Below are 1,335 nucleotides of genomic sequence, written 5' to 3' on the forward strand. Positions count from 1 at the left end.
ATCCGCAATTTCATTAGACGTTGGCTAAACGGCTCGTTAAAGTGCTTTTGAAACAATCTTGTGACCGCACTTTCACTCAGCGATAAGTAGTTCGCCAAGTCTGCGAGCGTCACCTTAGTTGCAAAGTGTTGTTCGAGATACGCGTTAACACTTGCCACGCGCTCTCTTTCCTGTAGCTCGTGTTCACTCATCGATAAGTATGAGTGAGTCATCAGTGTTTTTGCTCCTTCATCGTGAGCAATCAGAGACAAAACATGGAGAAATCTCGATAGTTGCTCCATTGCAGGAAACGTCATGAGCTCATGCAGAAGATCCACAACATGCTGAGCTGTCCGTTCAGAAAACACCACACCTTTATTGGCCGCCTTTAAAAGCGGGTCAAGCTTTCTAAGCTCTGCGCAATAGAACATCAAATTGGCAATCCACTCACGCTTAAACCAAATCACATGAGTCTCGCACTTGCTTTCGACCAATGTGGAGTGAATTGAATGAGGCACACCAGGCGCGATCAATAGCATTTGGTTGTGAGTCACTTCTAATTCGTGATGACCAATATGCAAACTGCCAGTGAAGTGTCGATGGATGACCAACTCAAACACATCATCGTGAAAATGGAGGTCGTACTCTTTCTCTACCTCATCAATGCGACGATAGCGCCAAGAAAAACCTGGTCTCTGCGGTACTTTTTCGATGTGCGCCATTGGCTACTCCACAAGATAGTATTGTTTCACGCTCAAATAATATCAGTATTGCCGACATAATCTTCATCACGCCGAAATAGTATTGATATTAAACGGCATACTATCAACTTGGTGTTGCCCCTCTCCTTATTCTTGCCTTGTAAAGACAAGCTAACTAAGGAAGCTTTTATGAGCCACTTCACTATCAAGCTACGCCAAATCCTGCACAAGACACGCGATGAATGGGCAAAATTCGCTATCAGAGAAATGGAAATCCCACCTAACACCATCGCCAAATTTTATGGTTACAAATCGAGTTGTGATCTTGAGCAAATTCTTAAACAGGATAAAAACGACGCCAATTCGGACATTTGCTCGACACCTTGTGCGAGATCTCTCACAAGCGATGTAAGCAAAACGACCATCTTTGACTAAGACAAAATCAAAAAATGTATATAACAAATTGAAAATTAACACTTATAGTATTTTTCATAATATTCGCTGCCAAAGTTTTTTTACCTAGCTGATTGAGAGTAATCAGCAAAACATCAATACTGATTGTGTCGACAGGATGTTGGCGGGAACAGGAAAAAAGCCTAATGGACTAGGTATCTTCAGGATGAAGATTTGGTAGCTTAGGATGAGTTATCAGCAA

At 42.2% G+C, this 1,335-nt stretch carries 2 protein-coding genes; one reads left to right on the plus strand and one right to left on the minus strand.

The features are described from left to right. A partial coding sequence (locus R7Q47_RS24810; RefSeq protein WP_318089938.1) for an AraC family ligand binding domain-containing protein occupies positions 1–701 on the minus strand: 701 nt, incomplete at its 3' end. 168 nt (positions 702–869) lie between these two features. Here R7Q47_RS24810 and R7Q47_RS24815 point away from each other — a divergent pair. Beyond that, on the plus strand, positions 870–1,115 hold the full coding sequence (locus R7Q47_RS24815; protein ID WP_005459280.1) for a hypothetical protein: 246 nt from the start codon (positions 870–872) through the stop codon (positions 1,113–1,115). The last annotated feature ends 220 nt before the right edge of the window (positions 1,116–1,335 follow it).

Source organism: Vibrio sp. Vb0349, from assembly GCF_033338975.1.